This is a genomic window from Inquilinus ginsengisoli (assembly GCF_050434925.1).
In the GTDB taxonomy this organism is placed as follows: domain Bacteria; phylum Pseudomonadota; class Alphaproteobacteria; order DSM-16000; family Inquilinaceae; genus Inquilinus; species Inquilinus ginsengisoli_B.
This window is the reverse complement of record NZ_JBNDJK010000001.1, coordinates 3,976,666-3,995,115: the sequence shown is the minus strand read 5'-3', so window position 1 is coordinate 3,995,115 and position 18,450 is coordinate 3,976,666. Positions and strand designations below refer to the sequence as shown.

Genomic DNA, 18,450 nt, shown 5'->3' with positions numbered 1-18,450 from the left:
GCCCCGGAGCCGGCCAAAAACCGCTCATCGAGACTACCAACTAGTCGGTAGTTATCTTACCCGCTTCGAGGGAACGCCCTCGAGCTCCGCCTGCAAACGAAAGGACGTTCGCGATGACCGACCAGCCCATGGATCCCACCAGTGCCCAGGAGCGATGGCTGAGGCTCTACTACTTCGCCCGAGCGGCGTTTTCCGTCCTGTGGGTGGCCGCGGCGTTCACCCTGGGACAGCAGACACCGTCGATCGCGGCAGTTCTGCTGATCGCCTACCCCGCATGGGATGCCCTGGCGAACTATGCCGATGCGTCGCGAAGCGGTGGGCTGGGCCGGAACCGCACGCAAGCCGTCAACGTCATCGTCAGCCTGATCACCGCCGTCGCCGTCGCTGTGACCCTGCAGATGAGCATGAACGCGGTGCTCGCGGTGTTCGGCGTCTGGGCCATCCTGTCCGGATTGCTGCAGCTTGGCACCGCGGTTCGCCGCTGGACGAGCTCCGGCGCCCAATGGGCGATGATCCTGAGCGGCGGCCAATCGGCGCTGGCCGGCGGGTTCTTCATCGTCCAGGCGCGGATGCCGGCGGCGCCTTCGATCACCGCCATCGCCGGCTATGCCGCCGTGGGCGCGGCCTACTTCCTGGTTTCGGCGCTATGGTTGTCAGTGAGCGAGTGGCGCCGCAGGGGCGGTGGAGTGTCCCGAGGAGCGCGGATGGGCTGATATCGGAACGGCCCCACTGCCTGCGCCGGGCCGGCTGTGAAGCTTCTTCCTCCCCTTCGCGTGGCCTCTCCCGCCTGGCGGGACCCTTTCACAACGCCCATCCCTCGCCGTCATTGCGAGGAGGCGAAGCCGACGAAGCAATCCAGGGCCGTCGCATGCGGTCCCTGGATTGCTTCGCTTCGCTCGCGATGACGATGTTTGGAATTCAAAAAGCGCCCCGCAAGCGGGAGAGTCCAGCGTGTAGCCCTGGGCGCCTACTCCTCCCGCCCGCGGCCGGTGATCAGCCGGGCGCTGCGCTGGCCGGTGGTGTAGATCCACAGCCAGCTCAGAGCCACGGTCAGGCGGTTGCGCAGACCGATCAGGAAATAGATGTGGGCGAAGCCCCAGATCCACCACGCCAGCCAGCCGCGCAGCTTGATCCAGCCGAAATCGATCACCGCGGCGCGCTTGCCGATGGTGGCCAGGCTGCCGGCATGCTTGTAGCGGAACGGCCGCGTCTCCGCGTTGCCCTCCAGCCGGGCCCGGATGGTGTCGGCGACGTGTTGGCCCTGCTGCTTGGCGGCCGGGGCGATGCCGGGCAGCGGCTGGCCGTTCCAGGCGTCCAGCCGGGCGGTGTCGCCGACCACGAAGATCTCGGGGTGGCCCGGCAGGGTCAGGTCGGGCGCGATCATCACCCGGCCGGCGCGGTCCGCCTCCGCCCCCAGCCAGGCGGCGGCGGGGGAGGCCTGGACCCCCGCGGCCCAGATGATGGTCTTGGCCGGGATCCGCTCCGCCGCCAGCATCACGCCGTCGGCGTCGCAGGCGGTCACCGCGTGGCCGGTGAGGATCTCGGCCCCCAGCCGCTCCAGCGCCGTCTTCGCATAGGCCGACAGGTCCTCCGGAAAGGCCGGCAGCACCCGCGGCCCGGCCTCGACCAGCAGGATGCGCGCCTCCTTCGGATTGAGGGCCCGGAAATCCCGGACCATGGTGTGGTGCGACAACTCGGCGATGGTGCCGGCGATCTCCACCCCGGTCGGCCCGCCGCCGACGATGACGAAGGTCAGCAGCGCCCGGCGCGCCACCGGGTCGGTCTCGGTCTCCGCCCGCTCGAACGCCATCAGGATGCGGCGGCGGATCGCGGTGGCGTCGTCGATGTCCTTCAGCCCCGGGGCGAAGGGCTCCCAGTCGTCATGGCCGAAATAGGCGTGCCGGGCGCCGGTGGCGACCAGCAGCGTGTCGTAGGGCACCCGCTCGTCGCCCAACTGCACCTGCCGGCCGGCCATGTCGACGCCGGTGACCTCGCCCAGGATGGTCCGCACTTCCGGCCGCCGCGCCACCAGGTGGCGGACCGGCCAGGCGATCTCCGACGGCGCCAGCGACGCGGTGGCGACCTGGTACAAGAGCGGCTGGAACAGGTGGTGGTTGCGGCGGTCGATCAGGGTGATGTCGACCGGCGCGCCCTTGAGGCGGAGCACCGCCTGCAGCCCGCCGAAGCCGGCGCCGATGACGACAACGCGGTGACGCGCTTCGGCCATGATGATCCCCTCGCCGTGAGACTTGTCTCACCGTCCGATATTGCGGTGCGGCGGGCAAGGGCCAGGGTGTCGCTGGGCGTCAGCCCTCCGGCACCAGCGCTGCGATCTCCTTCCGCCCCTCGCCGCGCAGCCCTTCGACCACGCCGGCGCGGTCGGCGGCAGGCCGGTTCTGGCTCATCTTCCACTTGCCCTCCAGCCGGGCGATCGGCAGGGCGAAGCCGATGATGCCCTTGAGCTGGCCGCGGACGAAGTCGGCGGGGGCATCGGCCACCGCCCAGGGCGCCGCCCGGCCGCCCTCGTGCCGCACCGTCAGGCGGGTCACCAGGTCGAGCAGCCGGTCGGCATCGTCGAACATCTCCAGCGGGCCGCTGGCGTGGATTGCGACGTAGTTCCAGGTCGGCACCACCTTGCCGGTCTGGCGCTTGGTCTCGTACCAGGACGGGGTGATGTAGGCGTCAGGCCCCTGGAAGATTGCCAGCGCCTCCACCCCCGGCACCCCACCGGCGGCATGCGGGTTGGCCTTGGCGAGATGGCCGTAGAGCGTGCCGTTCGGCCCGGCCTCCGGGTCCAGCAGCATCGGCACATGGCTGGCGACCAGCCCGTCGGCGCCGAGGCTGACCAGCGTGGCCAGGCCGGCTTCGCGGATGACGGCGTGCAGGATCTCGATCCGGTCTTCCCGGAAGGCGGGTGGGACATACATGGCAGTGCCTGGCAGCATGGCGGAGGCTGCAGAGATGGCGATGAATCGGACTGGCCACCAGGACCAATCGGCCGAATCCAGCCAGTCCAATTCCACTCGGCGCAGCGGCGGCATGCGCCCTCGGCAGGGCCGCGTGCTTCCGCCGTGCCGGCCGTTGCTGCTATATCCCGCCTCTGAACATCAGGATGGGTCGGATCTCTCTCACCTGTCATGCCCGGGCTTGACCCGGGCATCCAGAGGATGTCGACATCTTCTGGATTGCCGGGTCGAGCCCGGCAATGACAAGAAAGAGAGGCCGGTCCTTCCCTCGACTGTGCCATCCCTCCCCCGCGCATCTGGACCACGCCGATGATCCCCCGCTACAGCCGCCCCGAGATGACCCGGATCTGGGAGCCTGAGAACAAGTACCGAATCTGGCTGGACATCGAGGTCGCGGCGCTGGAGGCGATGGCGCAGCTGGGCATCGTGCCGGAGACGGCGGTGAAGGCGGTGCGCGAGCGCGGCAACTTCAACGTCGAGCGCATCGACGAGATCGAGCGCGAGACCCGGCACGACGTCATCGCCTTCCTGACCAACCTGGCGGAATATGTCGGGCCCGAGGCGCGTTTCGTGCACCAGGGCATGACCTCGTCCGACGTGCTGGACACCACGCTGTCGATCCAGCTGTCCCAGGCGATCGACCTGCTGATCGCCGATGTCGACGGCCTGCTGGCGGCGCTGCAGCGGCGGGCGGAGGAGCACCGGCACACCCTGACCGTCGGCCGCAGCCACGGCATCCATGCCGAGCCGACCACCTTCGGCCTGAAGCTGGCCGGCCACTGGGCCGCCTTCCGCCGCAACCGCGACCGGCTGGTGCAGGCCCGGCGCGAGATCGCCACCTGCGCCATCTCCGGCCCGGTCGGCACCTTCGCCTCGGTCGATCCCTTCGTCGAGCGCTACGTCGCCGACAAGCTGGGGCTGCAGGTCGAGCCGGTGTCGACCCAGGTGATCCCGCGCGACCGCCACGCCATGGTGTTCTCGGTGTTCGGCGTCGTCGCCTCCTCGATCGAGCACCTCGCCATCGAGATCCGGCACCTGCAGCGCACCGAGGTGCGCGAGGCGGAGGAGTTCTTCCACCCGGGCCAGAAGGGCTCGTCGGCGATGCCGCACAAGCGCAACCCGGTCTTGACCGAGAACCTGACCGGCCTGGCCCGGCTGGTGCGCGCCGCGGTGATCCCGGCGATGGAGAATGTGGCGCTGTGGCACGAGCGCGACATCAGCCATTCCTCGGTCGAGCGGATGCAGGCCCCTGACGCCACCGTCACCCTGGACTTCGCCCTGTCGCGCCTGACCGGCGTGGTCGACAAGCTGCTGATCTATCCGGAGCGGATGAAGGCCAATCTGGAATCGCTCGGCGGCCTGGTGTTCTCGCAGCGCGTGCTGCTGGCCCTGACCCAGGCCGGGGTCAGCCGCGAGGACGCCTACACCCTGGTCCAGCGCAACGCCATGAAGGTGTGGCACGAGGGCGGCAGCTTCCTCGACCGGCTGGCGGCCGACCCGGAGGTGACGATCCCGCGTGAGACCCTGGCGCACGCCTTCAGCTACGACTTCTACACCAAGCACGTCGACGACATCTTCGCCCGCGTCTTCGCGGCGGCCTGACACCGCTCGGGGGGCGGCACGATGGACAAGACCAAGCTTTCGGCCGCGAGCATCGCGGCGCAGGCGCTGGGCTGGGTCGACCCGGTGACCAAAGCGGTCACCCCGGCGATCCACCCCTCCTCCACCTATATCCGCGACCCGGACAACCAGTACCGGTCCGGCCGGATCTACGCCCGGGACAACAACCCGAGCTACGACCAGGCCGAGGCGGTGCTGGCGGCGCTGGAGGGGGCTGAAGGCGCCGCCGTCTTCGCCTCCGGCATGGCCGCGGCGACCGCGGTGTTCCTGGCGCTGGCGCCGGGCGACCATGTGCTGGCGCCGAAGGTGATGTACTGGTCGCTGCGCAACTGGCTGCTGACCGAGGCCACCCGCTGGGGGCTGAAGGTCGAGCTGGTCGACACCCATGACATCGACGCCGTCCGCGCCGCGCTGCGGCCGGGCGAGACCAGGCTGGTGTGGCTGGAGACGCCGGCCAACCCGCTCTGGACCGTCACCGACATCGCCGCGGTGGCCGAGGCGGCACATGCCGCCGGCGCCCGGGTGGCGGTGGACTCCACCGTAGCGACGCCGGTGCTGACCCGGCCGCTGGCGCTGGGCGCCGACCTGGTGATGCATTCGGCCACCAAGTACCTGAACGGCCATTCCGACGTCATCGCCGGGGCGCTGGCCACCGCCCGCGACGACGAGACCTGGCAGCGGATCAAGCGCATCCGCGCCCAGCACGGCGCCGTGCTGGGCCCGTTCGAGGCCTGGCTGCTGCTGCGCGGCATGCGCACGCTGGTGCCGCGGGTGCGCCAGGCCTCGGCCACGGCACTCGCGATCGCCGAGCATTTCCGCGGCCACGACCTGGTCTCGGCGGTGCTGTATCCCGGCCTGGACGACGCGCCGGGCCATGCGGTCGCCGCCCGGCAGATGCAGGGCGGCTTCGGCGGCATGCTCTCGGTTCGCGTCAAGGCCGGCGCCCAGGCGGCGATCGCCACGGCGGCGAAGGTCGAGCTGTGGAAGCGCGCCACCTCGCTGGGCGGGGTCGAGAGCCTGATCGAGCACCGCGCCAGCGTCGAGGGCCCCACCAGCCCGGTGCCGGACGACCTGCTGCGCCTGTCCGCCGGCATCGAGGACCCGTCCGAGCTGATCGCCGACCTGGAGCAGGCGCTGCGGGCCGCCTTGGCCTAAGGCGACAGGGCTCGCCCCTTTGTATTGCCTCTCCCGCTTGCCAAGTTATTGCCGGACGCCGGAACAAATCGCCGCCCCATGTCTTGTGTGAAGACCATGCTGACGGCAGATCGAATGACGAACGACGGCCAGAGCCTCGCGCAGACGCTGCATTTCTGGTTCCGCATCCAGGGCCAGAACTGGGAGGACGGGTTTCCGCCCAGCCCCGAGGAGACGTGCTGGATCTCCCTGGCGATGGTGGCGGCGCGCCAGGGCAGCCTGGGGCGGACTCAGGAATGCATTCTGCACGCGATCCTGCAGGACCGTGACCCTCCTCTGGAGACCGGGGTCTACAGTCTCGCCAGCTTCCGGCATGACCTCTCCGACTTCCAGACGCGATATCTCGACAGCCACTAAAATCCCTGGAAAATCCGTAGGATAAATTATCTGAAAGGGTCTGCTTCGGAGTTGCCAAATATCCCGATCCAAGGGATCGTGGATGCTTGATCTTCGGGGAGGCCCAGCATGGATCGGCCGACACGCATCGTTCCACCGATCCGCTTCACCTCGACCGAGGGCGACGAGGCTTCGATCGCCGCCGCCACCACGCTGGTCGAGCATCTCGACGCGCTCTACGACACGCTTCTCGACTCCGGGCGCCGGGAGGCGCATGTCGCCGGCACGCTGCGGACGAAGCATCTCGACACCATCGAGCGACTGCTGTTCCGGGTGACCGACGAGATGGGCCGCGGCGCGCCGCAGCTCAGCGATGCGCTCCGGACGCAGGCGGCGCTGCTGATTGGCCAGTACCGGCCGATGGACACGCCGGCGCGGGCCGGCCTGGGCGAGGACCGGCCGGCGCTCTGATCCGCCCTAGCAAATCTCCGCGGTCGCCACCCAATCCGCGAAGCTGCGGACCATTTTCGGCACATGCTCGGGATCGCCGGCGAGCTCGGCCAGCTCCCACAGGCGGTGCATGCCGGTCAGGATCGCGATCCGGCGGCGGTCGAGCGTGAGCCCGGTCAACCCCTCATACGCCGCCACGAGCCGGGCGGTGAGGTCGGGCGACACGAAGCTCGAATAGACGAACTCCTGGTGCAGCGGTCCGATGCCCGAATCCGCGAAGTCATAGATGCCGTTGAGCCGCTGCCGGTCATGGTCGAATGCCATGTTCCAGCCATGCCCGTCGAAGAAGCCGTAGATCGCATCATGCGGCTCCGCCGGCAGCCGGTCATAGGCGGAGAGCACATGTTCCGCCATCGGGCGCAGCTCCGGCGTCAGGGCCGGCAGCGCCTTGGCGCCGATCTCCTCCGTCGTTCCCCACTCCTCGACCGGCCCGGCGCCGGCGGCCGCCATCCGGCCGGGATCGAGCCGGTGCAGCTCGGCATGGAAGCGCGCCAGATCCTCAGCCAGACGCCGGCGCGCCCCCTCCGGAAGCTCGGCATAGTGCGCGGTCAGCAGATGCTCGCCAGGGATCTTGGCGTGACGGGAGAACAGCGGCGGCCCCTCCTCGAGCACCAGGTGGGGGACCGGCAGGGAGACCGAAGGTCGGATCATAGCCAGCAGCGCGGCCTCCGTGCGCAGCCGCCCTGCTGCCGCCTCGTGGCGCGAGAACTTGAAGACCAGTCGGCCGTCCGCCTCGACCGCCGTCGAATCCCAGCTTTCCGCCAGCAGCCGAAAAGACGACGCGGCGATGTCCGGGACGGCACCGAGGATGGCGGCGCGATACCGATCGATCTCCGTCATCAGCGGATGACAGGCGAGGTCAACCCGCATCCTTCCCCAGGCAGCACTTCTTGTACTTCTTGCCGCTGCCGCAGGGGCACGGATCGTTGCGGCCGACGTCCCGCACCGGATTGACCGCAGGCTCGCCGAACGCAATGGACGGCCATCCACGAGGGACCAGCGGATCGTCCAGATTGCCGAGCCTGTCGCCCGGGTCTTCCCCTCTCGCCAGCTGCTCCCGGTATTCCTCCGAGAACCCGTGCCAGGTCGACAGGGTGCCGACCGCATCCACGAACGGATGCAGATGGTTGGCGGTGAAGCGCACCATCCGATCGGGGTCTTCGAGGGTCTGGCGGAGATCGTCGCGGAAGTGGCCGACGTTCATGACATACAGGAAGAACTCGTCGACCAGCCGTTCCGCCTGTGGCGCCAGATCCTCATAGCCCAGGCTCGAGACCGCGTTCACCCAGCCGAGCCAGACGACAGTGTCGTCCTGCGGCCGCATGTGCTCGTGGAGATGCAGCAGATAAGCCCGCATGTCGTCGTCGGAGATCGCGCCCATGCGGCAGTGCCAGGCCAGGGCCTCGAACGCCGCTTCGCGCACGAACTCGTCGGCCGCGGCATCCTCGATCACCGCCTTCAGCAGCGCAGCGTTGCCGTCGAAGATGCTGATCAGGATCTGGGCGAGCGTCTCGGTGATCGCATCGCTAAGAATCAGCTCGACCGCCTCGCTGTCGCGGACCAGGCGGCAGAGCGCCGGGAAGGCACGCGTCTCCTGCTTCTCCGCCAGCAGGTGGAAGATGAAGAAGAGCGCATCCTCCGTGCCCTCCGACCAGACGCGGCCATCGGCACAGCGCTCCAGCAGCTCGACGAACCGGGGGCCGGCTTCATCCCAATGCTGCAGCGCCCAGGTCATGGCGTCCACGGGCAGGACGCCGTCCGGCGCTTCCGCGAACTCGCGGATCGCGTCGTCGATAGTCATGATGGTCCGTTCTTCCGAGATCACCGTCATCCGCCCCAGCTGCGCTCCAGCACCCCGAACCAGTTCTCGGTGCCGAGCTTGCGCAGCAGCGCGTCGTCATAGCCATGGGCGCGCAGCGCCTCGAACAGCCGCGGCAGGCCGGCCGCGTCCTTGATCGCGGCCGGCACGGTGGCGCCGTCATAGTCTGAGCCCATGCCGACCCCATCCTCGCCCAGCCGCTCGATCAGCGCGTCGAGGTGCCGGATCATGACCTCGAGGTCGGTGTCGGCGTTCATCGACCCGTCCGGCCGCAGGAAGGCGGTGGCGAAGTTGAGGCCGACCATGCCGCCGCTCTCGCGGATCGCGTCTAGCTGCCGGTCGGTCAGATTGCGCGCATGCGGGCAGACCGAATGGGCGTTGGAATGGGTCGCGACCAGCGGCGCCGTCGACAGCTCGGCGACGTCCCAGAAGCCCTTCTCGTTGAGATGCGAAAGGTCGATCAGGATGCGGCGCTCATTGCACACCCGCACCAGCTCGCGCCCGGCATCGGTCAGGCCCGGGCCGGTGTCCGGCGTGCTCGGGAAGGTGAACGGCACGCCGTGGCCGAAGGCGTTCGGCCGGCTCCAGACGATGCCGAGCGAGCGGAGGCCGGCGGCGTAGAGCAGGTCGAGCATGCGGAAATCGGTGTCGATCGCCTCGCAGCCCTCGATGTGGAACACCGTGGCCAGCGAGTCCCTTGCGATCGCGGCGCGGATCTCGGCGACGCCGCGGCAGACGCTGAGGCCTCCGGCACGCTCGAGCCGCAGCAGGATCGAGGCCATCGCGATGGTCGAGGCCTGGGCGTCGACCAGCCCCAGCTCCGCCGGCAGCGGCACGGTGTAGCTGCCGCCCTTCATCCGGTCGATCGGGCTGCCGGATCCCTGCACCGGCGGTGGGAAGATCGCGAACATGCCGCCGACGAAGCCGCCCTTCCGCGCCCGCGGCAGGTCGAGGTGGCCGGTCGCCGTGCCCTCGATGAAGGCGGTTTCGGCCGAGCCGGCGTGGGATTTCAGCAGGCGCAGCAGGACATCATTGTGCCCGTCGAAGACGGGAATGGGCGCGGGCTCGGTCATCGGATCCATCGTCTCGGGAGCGCGGCCTCGGATCGGCCGGACGCTTGCGAGTTGAGCAGCCTTGGCGCTCAGTGGCAAGGCATGGCAGCCCCACCCTGACACCGCCGCCGTCCTTGCCTATATCGAAGAATGGGCGTCGGCCGGATGCCGCCGCTTCCCTCCTTTCGTCATGCGGCAGGACCGCGGAGACACCAGATGAAGATCGACCTGTCGGGCAAATCCGCCCTCGTCACCGGCTCGACCACCGGCATCGGCTTCGCCATCGCCCAGGGCCTCGCGGCCGCCGGCGCCGAGGTGATCGTGAACGGCCGCAAGCCCGCCGCGGTGGCGGAGGCGATCGAGCGGATCGGGCAGGCCGTGCCCGGCGCCGCGTTGCGCGCCGCCGCGGCCGACGTCTCGACCGCCGCGGGCTGCGCCGATCTGCTCGCGGCGGTGCCGGAGGCCGACGTGCTGGTCAACAATGTCGGCATCTTCGAGATGAAGGACTTCTTCGACATCCCGGACGAGGACTGGACCCGGTTCTTCGAGGTCAACGTCATGTCCGGCGTCCGCCTGTCGCGCGCCTATCTGAAGGGCATGCTGGCGCGGGACTGGGGCCGGGTGGTGTTCATCTCCTCCGAATCGGGCCTGAACATCCCGGTCGAGATGGTGCATTACGGCGTCACCAAGACGGCGCAGATCTCGATCGCCCGCGGCCTGGCCAAGCTGACCCGCGGGACCGGCGTCACCGTCAATTCGATCCTGCCCGGCCCGACCATGACCGACGGGGTGAAGGACTTCCTGCGCGAGATGGCCGAAGACTCCGGCAAGTCGATCGACGAGACCGCGACCGAGTTCGTCCGCACCCACCGCCCGACCTCGATCATCGGCCGCATGGCGACGCCCGAGGAGGTCGCCAACATGGTGGTCTACGCCGTCTCGCCCCAGGCCTCGGCGACCAACGGCGCGGCGCTGCGGGTGGATGGGGGCGTGGTCGACGCGCTGACCTGATCTCTTGCGACCCGGCCGTCGCCGCCGCGGCGGAAGGCGCGCGGCGACCGGCCGGTCTCCTTGGCGAACAGCCGCGAGAAATAAGCCGGGTCGTTGAAGCCAAGGGTGTAGGCCGCCTCGGCCACCGAGACATTGGTGTAGAGCAGCAGGCGCTTGGCCTCGAGCAGCAGCCGGTCCTGGATCAGCCGGGCCGGCGGCGCGCCCGCCACCTGGCGGCAGGCGGCCCAGAGCTGCTTCGGGCTGACCGCCAGGGCCCTGGCATAATCCTCGACCTCGTCATGGGCGCGGTAGCGCGCCTCGATCCGCTCGCGGAACCGGGCCACCAGCAGCGCCTGCGGGCCTGGCGCCGCCGTCTCCCCACCCCCGGCCAGCAGCGCCAGGCGCAGCACCTCGACCAGGATGCCGACCAGCAGCGCCTCCACCGCCGCGGCCCGGCCGGGCGCCAGCCAGGCCAGCTCGCGCGACAACCGGCCCAGGCTGGCCAGGATGAAGCCCTGGTCGGCGACCGGGATCACCGCCGGCGCCGCGAAGAGCGGCCGGAACTCCGGCTCGCGCCGCAGCAGCTCGCGCAAAGTGGTGTCCGACACGGTCAGGACGGAGCCGACGGTCTCCGGCTCGAAGTCGAAGCCGTGCACCACCCCGGCCGGCATCAGCAGCAGGCACGGCACCGGCAGCCGGATCGACTGCCCCTCGACCCGCCCCACGCCGCCGCCGCGGGTGAAGTGGAAGATGTGGTTCAGGTTGGCATGGCCGTGGGGCCGGATGGTCCAGCCGCTCGGCCGGCTGCGGTCCTCCAACGCCTCCAAATGCAGGAACCGGTCGTCGACGGTTCGCGGCGCCTCGCCATAGAGGAAGAAGTTCGGAATTGCGGACGCTTGCATAGATTCCTGCTGCCTGACCGCCCAAAGCACGCGGGAAGAATTGTCCAAGTTTTCTAACGCAGCGTCCATGGCATTCCATGCCACGGCGCTTAGCCTGTCCGGGAAGGAAGGGCTCCGGGAGGGCCAAATGCGCACGCAGGTCGCGATCATCGGCGCCGGGCCGGCCGGGATGGTGCTGGCCCATCTGCTGCACCGCGCCGGCATCGACGCCGTGGTGGTCGAGCGCCGCAGCCGCGACTATGTCGAGGGCCGGGTCCGCGCCGGGGTGCTGGAGCAAGGCACGGTCGACCTGCTGGCCCGGTTGGGCCTGGGCGACCGGCTGCGCCGCGAGGGCCTGCCCCACGCCGGCACCAACCTGGCGGTCGACGGCGAGGTTTTCCGGATCGACATGCAGGCCCTGACCGGGTCCTGCATCACCGTCTACGGCCAGCAGGAGGTGATGCGCGACCTGTTCGACGGCGCCGAGGCGCGCGGCCTGCCGGTGGTGTTCGAGGCCGGGGATGTGGCGCTGCACGGCATCGACGCCAAGCATCCCACTGTCACCTGGCGCCAGGACGGCGCGGAGCAACGCCTGGACTGCGACTTCATCGCCGGCTGCGACGGCTTCCACGGCGTCAGCCGCGGCTGCATCCCGGCGGGAGTGCGGCGCGAGTTCGAGCGGATCTACCCCTTCGGCTGGCTGGGCGTGCTGGCCGAGGTGCCGCCAGCCCATCACGAGCTGATCTACGCCAATCACGAGCGCGGCTTCGCTTTGGCCAGCATGCGGTCGGCCCAGCGCAGCCGCTACTATGTGCAATGCCCGCTGGACGACCGGATCGAGGACTGGCCGGACGACCGGTTCTGGGACGAGATCTGCCTGCGCCTCGGCCCGCAGGCGGCGGTGGTGCGCGGCCCGTCCTTCGAGAAGAGTATCGCGCCGCTGCGCAGCTTCGTGTCCGAGCCGATGCGCCATGGCCGGCTGTTCCTGGCCGGCGACGCCGCCCATATCGTGCCGCCGACCGGCGCCAAGGGGCTGAACCTGGCGGTGTCCGACGTGGCCATGCTGGCCGAGGCCCTAGCCGAGTTCTATGCCGAGCGCTCGGCTGCCGGGATCGACGCCTACTCCGCCCGCGCTCTGGCCCGGGTGTGGAAGGCGGAACGCTTCTCCTGGTGGTTCACCGGCCTGACCCACCGCTTCCCCGACACCGGCCCGCTGGAGCGCCGGCTGCAACGGGCCGAGCTGGACTACATCCGCGACTCCCGCGCCGCCCAGACCGTGCTGGCCGAGAACTATGTCGGGCTGCCGCTGGTCTAGGCGCCCCCTGCATCCGCCAGGATCATCTCGGCGCCTTTCTCGGCCACCATCATGGTCGGGGCGTTGATGTTGCCGGCGGTGATGTTGGGGAAGACCGAGGCGTCGACCACGCGCAGCCCCGACAGGCCGTGCACCCGCAGTTGGGCGTCGACCACCGAATTCGCCGCATCCGGCCCCATCGCGCAGCTGCCGCACAGGTGGTAGATCGAGCCGCTGTTCGCCCGGAACCAGTCCAGCAGCGCGGCGTCGCTTTCGGCCCCGGCGGAGGGCGGCATCTCCTCCACCGTGATCGCGGCCAGGCTCGGCGCCGCCATGATCCGGCGCGCCAGCCGGCTGGCCTGCAGCGCCTCCTCGATGTCGCGGTCGGTCGACAGGTAGTTCGGCCGGATCTTCGCCGCCGCCGCCGGGTCGGGCGAGGCGATGGCGATCTCGCCCCGGCTGGTCGGCCGGCACGCGTTGAAGGCCAGCAGGAAGCCGGGATAGGGCTCGGGCTTCAGCCCGGCCTTCGGGCTGTCGGGGATGCGATAGGACAGCGGGTTGAAATACATCTGGATGTTCGGCCGCGCCTCGCCCGGCGCGCCGCGGAAGAAGCCGCCCGCCTGGTTGACGCTCATGGCGAAGGGGCCCTTGCGGGTCAGCAGGTATTGCAGCCCCAGCCGGGCCTGGCCCCACAGGCTGCCGAAGGGGCCGTTCAGCGTCGGCACGCGCGAGCGGTAGTAGAAGCTGGCGCAGAGATGGTCCTGCAGGTTGCGGCCGACCGCCGGCAGGTGATGCGCCACCGCCACCCCGGCCCCGGCCAGCCGGGCGCCGTCGCCGATGCCGGACAGCTGCAGCAGCTTCGGCGTGTCGACGGCGCCGGCCGCCAGGATCACCTCGCGTCGCGCCGTGACGATCCGCGTCTCCGACCCCTGGCGGATCTCGACGCCGGTGGCGCGGCCGGTCTCGTCCAGCACCACTCGCAGGGCCTGGGCGTCGCGCTCGACCGTCAGGTTGCGGCGGCCCAGCGCCGGGTGCAGGTATTCGAAGCTGGAAGAAGACCGCCGCCCGTCATGGGTGTTGACGTCGTAGACGCCGGCACCCTCGATCGACGCGCCGTTGAAGTCGCCGTTCTCCGGCAGCTGCAGCTCGCGGCAGGCGGCGAGATAGGCGTCGGTCACCGCATGGGTGGCGCCGCGCATCGGCGTGACATGGATCGGCCCGTCGCCGCCATGCCAGTCCGAGGCGCCGCCGGCATGGCTCTCCAGCCGGCGGAACTGCGGCAGCACGTCGTCATAGGCCCAGCCGGGGTTGCCGGCGGCGGCCCAGTCGTCGAAATCGGCCGCGGCGCCGCGCACGAACACCATGGCGTTGATCGAGCCGGAGCCGCCCTGCACCTTGCCGCGCGGGACGTAGATGCGGCGGCCGCCCAGAGCCGCCTCCGGCTCCGACCAGTACATCCAGTTGACCCGCGGGTTGTAGTAGCTGCGGGCGTAGCCGACCGGGATGCGGAACCAGAAGGAATCGTCGCGGCCGCCGGCCTCGAGCAGCAGCACGCTGCGCCGGCCGCTCTCGCTCAGCCGCGCCGCCAGGATGCAGCCGGCCGAACCGGCGCCGACGATGACGTAGTCGTGGGTCATGGAGCGTCGCTCAGCCGCGTGCCGGGGCGAACTGCTTCACGTCGGCCGGCTCGGACGCCATCTGCAGGTGCAGCCGGTCGCCGGTGTAGGGCGAGTGCTTCGCCACCACGTCCATGTTCAGCTCCACCCCCAGGCCGGGTTCGCGTGACGGGATCAGATAGCCGTCGTCGAAGGTCAGCGGCTTCTTCAGGATCTCGCCGTGGAAGCCGCCGTAGTCGAGGATCGATTCCTGGATCAGGAAGTTCGGCGAGCAGGCGCCGACCTGGATGCTGGCGGCGGCGACGATCGGGCCGCAATACACATGCGGCGCGAGCTGGGCGTAGTACGCCTCGGCCATGCTGGCGATCTTCTTGGTCTCCAGGATGCCGCCGACCCGGCCGATATCCGGCTGCAGGATCGAGGCCGCGCCGAGCTCCAGCACCCGCTGGAACTCGTATTTGGTGCACAGCCGCTCGCCGGTCGAGATCGGGATCGAGGTCGCGCGCGCCACCTCGGCCATCGCCGCTTCCTGCCCCGGCGGCACCGGCTCCTCGAACCACAGCGGGTCGTATTTCTCCAGCCGCTTGGCCAGGCGGATGGCCGAGGACGGCACCATCTGGCCATGCGTGCCGAACAGCAGGTCGGCGCTGCTGCCCACCGCCTCGCGCACCTTGCGGCAGAAGGTCTCGCAGCGGTCGAGCACGCCGAGCGAGATCTGGTGCCCGGAATAGGCGGTGTAGGGGCCGGCCGGGTCGAACTTCACTCCGGTGAAGCCCATCGCCACCATCTCGGCGGCGCATTCGGCGGCCAGATCGGGATCGTTGAAGTCGAACTCGCCGGCCGAATTCTTCGGGTAGAGATAGGTGTAGGCGCGCAGCTTCTCGTGCACCAGCCCACCCAGCAGGTCGTAGACCGGGCGGCCGGCCGCCTTGCCGATGATGTCCCAGCAGGCCATCTCCAGCCCCGAGACGATGCCCATCATCGTCGGGTCGGGGCGCTGGGTGAAGCCGCTGGAATAGGCCGACCGCCAGAACCGCTCGACCCGGTGCGGGTCGTGGCCCAGCAGGTGGCGCTCGAACACGTCGTCGATCAGTGGCACCATCGCCTGGGGATGGAAGGCGGTGGAGTAGATCTCGCCGACGCCCTCGATGCCGTCATCGGTCTTCAACTGCACGAAGATCCAGTACATGCCCCCGACATGCGGTGGCGGGACGGCGACGACATGGGTCTGGAGCGATGCGATCTTCATGCGGCGGCCTTTCGCTTGAGCCGGATCATCAGGCCGGCCGTGGCCAAGGCGCCCAGGACGCAGATCACGGCGACGTAGCCGAAATAGATCTGATAGCCGGCAATGCCCGGATAGCGGTCGACGATGATGCCGTTGACGATGGGAAGATACGTGTCCGGCGCGTAGCCGACGAGCGAGATGATGCCGATGGCGAGGCCGGTGATCTCCGGCGGCACGCCGCATTCGTCCAGGATCGCCCAGTACAGGCCGCGGATGGCATAGGTCAGCAGGCCGGCCAGCAGCAGCAGGCCGATCAGCACGGCCGAGGAGCCGATGCCGGGCAGCGCGATCATGCCGACAAGACTGGCCGCCGCCAGCAGCAGTGACCACAGCAGCACCCGGCTGTTGGAGAGGCGATCGCCGAGAAGCCCGCCGCCGATGCCGCCCACCGGGCGCAGCCACAGCTTGACCGTGACGATGAAGCCGGCCGCCGCGGCGGACAGTCCGAAACCGCCCTCCTGCAGGTAGCCGGAGAAGCTGTAGGTGGCGAGGAAGACGTGGTAGCCGCAGAAGATGATGGCGGCGACCAGCCAGACCTCGGGGATGCGCAGCAGCGCCTTGAGGTCGGCGATGGTGTCGCGCTTCAGCCGGATCTCGCGCTCGCCGCGGGCCGCGCCGCGCGACGCCAGCCCGTAGGCGATACCGACGATGAGGCAGGCCACGGCGTACATCAGCACCACGTCGCGGAACCCGGCGGCCAGGCCGGCGCCGCGGGTCTCGGTGGCAGTGACGAACAGGGCGATCGCCAAGCTGGCAAGCACCGCCTCGACCAGGCCGCGGCCGCCGTCCAGCACGCCGAAGAACCGGCCCTGCTCGGTGTGGCCGGCGATCAGCTTCACCTGCTTCAGCGTCGCCGCCCAGAACGTCAGCCCGGTGGTGATGCCGAAGCCGCAATAGATCACCAGCAGCGCAGTGTAGCCCGGCAGGGCGGCGTACCACAGGCCCAGGAGGCCGGTGCCGAGCAGCGAGAAGATGATCAGCAGCCGCGGCTGGATCCGATCGGCCAGCCAGCCGCTGGGCAGATAGCTGACCAGGAAGCTGGTGCCGAGGATCGAGTACAGCACCCCGAGCTCGGTGTTGTTGATGCCCAGCACCTCCAGCATGGTCGTCTGGTAGACCTGCCGCAGGTAGAGGATCGGATAGATCGCGCCGGCCGCCAGCACGATCAGCGCCAGCTGCAGGTAGCGCGACCGGGCGCTGGGCAGGGCCGCCTGCACAGCGAGCCCCCGGCCGGGTTGGACGATGGATGCCATGGAACGGCTCCTCCCGATGATTTTCTTGTTCGGTGTGGCTTGCGGCCCGGTCAGTGCTTCAGCACGACCAGCCGCGTCTGGGTGAATTCGAGCATGCCGTGCTTGCCGTCGTCGCCGCCGAGGCCGGAGCGCTTCCAGCCGGCGTGGAAGCCCTGGTAGGGGTCGGCGGGGAAGCGGTTGACGTAGAGCTCGCCCGCCTCGATGGCGTCGGCAAAGCGCATCACGGTGCGGTAATCCTCGGTGAACAGCACCGAGGTCAGGCCGAACTGGTGGTCGTTGGCCAGGGCCAGCGCCTGGGCGGCGTCGCGGTACGGCATCATCGCCAGCACGGGACCGAACACCTCCTCGCGGATGATCTCCATCTCCTGCCGGCAGCCGGACAGCAGCGTCGGCGGGTAGAAGAAGCCGTCGCCGTCCGGCAGCACGCCGCCGACCTCCAGCACCGCGCCCTCGGCCACGGCACGCTCGACCATGCCGTGGGCATGCGCCCGGGCCGCGGCGGTGGCCAGCGGACCCATGCGGTCCGGATCGGCCGAACGGTCGCCGAAGCCGCGGGCGCGAAACGCCTGGCGCAGCCGGTCCAGCAGCGCGTCATGGATGCTGTCATGGGCGTAGAGTCGTTCGGCCGCGGTGCAGACCTGGCCGCAATGCGTGGTCTTGGCGGCGACGATGCGGGACGCGACCTCGTCCAGATCGGCATCCGGCTCGACGATCACCGGGGTCTTGCCGCCCAGCTCCAGCGACGGCTTGGCGATGTTGTCCTTGCAGTAGTCCAGCACCGTGCGGCCGGCGCCGACGCTGCCGGTCAGGGTGATCATGCCGACCGCCGGCTGGGTGCACAGCACACGCGCCGTCTCATGCGTCATCGCCGCGATGCTGACCAGGCCGGGCGGCAGCCCCGCCTCCTCCACCGCCTCGGCGATCGCGAGAGCCGAAATCGGGGTGCTGTTGCTGGGCCGCACCACGACGGCGTTGCCGGCGATCAGGGCCGGCGCGATCTTCCGCACCAGCGTGTAGACTGGATAGTTGAACGGGATCAGGCAGGCGACGACGCCGATCGGCTCGCGCTTCAGCAGCAGGGTCTCGTCCGGCGTGTCGCTGGGGATCACCTCGCCCTCGATGCGCCGGGCCCATTCGGCATGGTAGCGCATCAGCTCGGCGGCATAGACCGCTTCGGCCGTGGCGTCGGCCAGGCTCTTGCCGGATTCTTGCGCCAAAGCGGCGCCAATCGCGCCGGCCCGCGCCTCGATCGCAGCGGCCAGCCGGCGCAGCGCGTCGCCGCGCTGGATCGCCGGCAGGCGGCCCCAGGCCTTCTGCACCTCGGTGGCGGCCCGCACCGCCGCCACCGCCTCGGGCTCGGTCGCCGCGGGAACGGTGGTGAAGACTTGGCCGGTGGCCGGGTTGCGCACCTCGATCACCGCATCGGAGGACGGCGCCGCGAAGCGGCCGGCGATGAAGTTCTGGTGAGGCGTCATGGTCGGATCCGGGGCGCGACCGGACGCATGCCGACGGCCGAGATCCTCGGCGCGGCGCATCCGGAGCGATGGGCCAGGGAGAGGGGCGCTGTTGTCGCCAGTCCTCCCGAGGCCGGCGGCGCCGCTGTCGATGGCTGCGATCTAGCCGCGGCCCCG

Annotated in this window: 17 protein-coding genes; 7 read left to right on the top strand and 10 right to left on the bottom strand. The window is 69.8% G+C overall.

Annotated features, from left to right (window positions below; genetic code table 11):
* The first annotated feature begins 113 nt into the window (after nt 1-113).
* A complete protein-coding gene (locus tag QFZ27_RS19030; protein WP_429227947.1) occupies nt 114-713 on the top strand; it encodes a DUF308 domain-containing protein in 600 nt (199 codons plus the stop codon).
* A gap of 254 nt (nt 714-967) precedes the next feature.
* Here the strand turns inward: QFZ27_RS19030 and QFZ27_RS19025 are convergent, their stop codons facing one another.
* Nucleotides 968-2,227 (bottom strand): NAD(P)/FAD-dependent oxidoreductase, encoded by a 1,260-nt coding sequence (locus tag QFZ27_RS19025; RefSeq protein WP_429227946.1) that lies wholly within the window; start codon nt 2,225-2,227, stop codon nt 968-970.
* Nucleotides 2,228-2,306: 79 nt separating this feature from the next.
* Nucleotides 2,307-2,945 (bottom strand): FMN-binding negative transcriptional regulator, encoded by a 639-nt coding sequence (locus QFZ27_RS19020; protein WP_429227945.1) that lies wholly within the window; start codon nt 2,943-2,945, stop codon nt 2,307-2,309.
* A gap of 330 nt (nt 2,946-3,275) precedes the next feature.
* Between QFZ27_RS19020 and purB the strand changes: the two genes are divergently transcribed.
* From purB to QFZ27_RS19000, 4 genes are all read left to right on the top strand, one after another.
* Entirely contained in the window at nt 3,276-4,568 is a 1,293-nt protein-coding gene (gene purB, locus QFZ27_RS19015; protein WP_429227944.1) for an adenylosuccinate lyase, read from the top strand.
* Nucleotides 4,569-4,589: 21 nt separating this feature from the next.
* Nucleotides 4,590-5,741 (top strand): trans-sulfuration enzyme family protein, encoded by a 1,152-nt coding sequence (locus QFZ27_RS19010; protein WP_429227943.1) that lies wholly within the window; start codon nt 4,590-4,592, stop codon nt 5,739-5,741.
* A gap of 114 nt (nt 5,742-5,855) precedes the next feature.
* On the top strand, nt 5,856-6,137 hold the full coding sequence (locus tag QFZ27_RS19005; RefSeq protein ID WP_429227942.1) for a hypothetical protein: 282 nt from the start codon (nt 5,856-5,858) through the stop codon (nt 6,135-6,137).
* Nucleotides 6,138-6,245: 108 nt separating this feature from the next.
* Nucleotides 6,246-6,587 (top strand): hypothetical protein, encoded by a 342-nt coding sequence (locus tag QFZ27_RS19000; RefSeq protein WP_429227941.1) that lies wholly within the window; start codon nt 6,246-6,248, stop codon nt 6,585-6,587.
* A 6-nt stretch (nt 6,588-6,593) separates the two neighbouring features.
* Here the strand turns inward: QFZ27_RS19000 and QFZ27_RS18995 are convergent, their stop codons facing one another.
* The 3 genes from QFZ27_RS18995 to QFZ27_RS18985 are packed head-to-tail and all read right to left on the bottom strand — an operon-like array spanning nt 6,594 to nt 9,518.
* Nucleotides 6,594-7,466 (bottom strand): phosphotransferase family protein, encoded by an 873-nt coding sequence (locus QFZ27_RS18995; protein ID WP_429227940.1) that lies wholly within the window; start codon nt 7,464-7,466, stop codon nt 6,594-6,596.
* Nucleotides 7,467-7,485: 19 nt separating this feature from the next.
* Nucleotides 7,486-8,427, bottom strand: a complete 942-nt coding sequence (locus QFZ27_RS18990) for a DUF1186 domain-containing protein (protein ID WP_429227939.1) — start codon at nt 8,425-8,427, stop codon at nt 7,486-7,488.
* Between the two features lie 26 nt (nt 8,428-8,453).
* Complete coding sequence (locus QFZ27_RS18985; RefSeq protein WP_429227938.1) at nt 8,454-9,518, bottom strand: dipeptidase; 1,065 nt, start codon at nt 9,516-9,518, stop codon at nt 8,454-8,456.
* 195 nt (nt 9,519-9,713) lie between these two features.
* Between QFZ27_RS18985 and QFZ27_RS18980 the strand changes: the two genes are divergently transcribed.
* Entirely contained in the window at nt 9,714-10,508 is a 795-nt protein-coding gene (locus QFZ27_RS18980; RefSeq protein ID WP_429227937.1) for an SDR family NAD(P)-dependent oxidoreductase, read from the top strand.
* Here the strand turns inward: QFZ27_RS18980 and QFZ27_RS18975 are convergent.
* On the bottom strand, nt 10,427-11,389 hold the full coding sequence (locus QFZ27_RS18975) for a helix-turn-helix domain-containing protein (protein WP_429227936.1): 963 nt from the start codon (nt 11,387-11,389) through the stop codon (nt 10,427-10,429). The two genes, QFZ27_RS18980 and QFZ27_RS18975, sit on opposite strands and share 82 nt — an antisense overlap.
* Before the next feature lie 127 nt (nt 11,390-11,516).
* On the opposite strand from QFZ27_RS18975, the gene pobA reads away from it, so the two are divergent.
* Nucleotides 11,517-12,683, top strand: a complete 1,167-nt coding sequence (gene pobA / locus QFZ27_RS18970) for a 4-hydroxybenzoate 3-monooxygenase (RefSeq protein ID WP_429227935.1) — start codon at nt 11,517-11,519, stop codon at nt 12,681-12,683.
* Here the strand turns inward: pobA and QFZ27_RS18965 are convergent.
* The 4 genes from QFZ27_RS18965 to QFZ27_RS18950 are packed head-to-tail and all read right to left on the bottom strand — an operon-like array spanning nt 12,680 to nt 18,294.
* The gene (locus tag QFZ27_RS18965; protein ID WP_429227934.1) at nt 12,680-14,299 is read right to left on the bottom strand and encodes a GMC family oxidoreductase; all 1,620 of its coding nucleotides are present in this window, start codon (nt 14,297-14,299) and stop codon (nt 12,680-12,682) included. The genes pobA and QFZ27_RS18965 overlap by 4 nt on opposite strands.
* Before the next feature lie 10 nt (nt 14,300-14,309).
* On the bottom strand, nt 14,310-15,527 hold the full coding sequence (locus QFZ27_RS18960) for a mandelate racemase/muconate lactonizing enzyme family protein (protein WP_429227933.1): 1,218 nt from the start codon (nt 15,525-15,527) through the stop codon (nt 14,310-14,312).
* Complete coding sequence (locus tag QFZ27_RS18955) at nt 15,524-16,819, bottom strand: MFS transporter (RefSeq protein WP_429227932.1); 1,296 nt, start codon at nt 16,817-16,819, stop codon at nt 15,524-15,526. The genes QFZ27_RS18960 and QFZ27_RS18955 overlap by 4 nt, the downstream gene beginning before the upstream one ends.
* 50 nt (nt 16,820-16,869) lie before the next feature.
* Nucleotides 16,870-18,294 carry an aldehyde dehydrogenase family protein gene (locus QFZ27_RS18950; protein ID WP_429227931.1) on the bottom strand — a complete coding sequence of 475 codons (1,425 nt, stop codon included), beginning with the start codon at nt 18,292-18,294 and terminating at the stop codon, nt 16,870-16,872.
* Nucleotides 18,295-18,450 lie beyond the last annotated feature (156 nt).